Genomic DNA, 430 nt, shown 5'->3' with positions numbered 1-430 from the left:
TCTGCGGCGCGTTTGCAGCGGCGGGCATGTTGGCGGCTGCCGGCGGGCTCGGCTCGACCGCGCGCCTGGCATCGGCCTCCGCCGGGGTCGCCGGCGCCGGCGCTGCCTTCACCGGCTCCGGGCGAGCCTCGGCGCGCGCAAGCACGGGATCGGTCGCTGCAAGTTGGGCCTGCACTTCCGCCAGCGTCGCCGGCCTGCGGGGGCCGGGTTCGGCATGCAGTTCGGAACGAAAGGCGTCGACCTCGACAGCGGGAGGCGTGTTGACGACGGCCGGTTCCAGGTCCTGGCGCAGTTCACCGGCCTCGGCCGGCTGCTTGCGACCGGTGTCGCTGTCCTCGATGATCCTTCGGATGGAAGCCAGAATTTCTTCCATGGAAGGTTCGCGCTGCGCGCTGCTTGCCGTCGCCATCGTCACATCCGCCGCCTTTGT

General features: G+C 70.9%; 1 pseudogene. It reads right to left on the bottom strand.

What is annotated here, in order from left to right:
- Positions 1–409: pseudogene (locus EN804_RS38435) on the bottom strand (DUF2497 domain-containing protein); the annotation flags it as partial.
- Positions 410–430 lie beyond the last annotated feature (21 nt).

Origin of the sequence: Mesorhizobium sp. M8A.F.Ca.ET.161.01.1.1 (genome assembly GCF_004792105.1) — a bacterium.
Taxonomy (GTDB): Bacteria; Pseudomonadota; Alphaproteobacteria; order Rhizobiales; family Rhizobiaceae; genus Mesorhizobium.
Note: the sequence above shows the minus strand (reverse complement) of the source record. Positions and strands in the feature narration are given on the sequence as shown.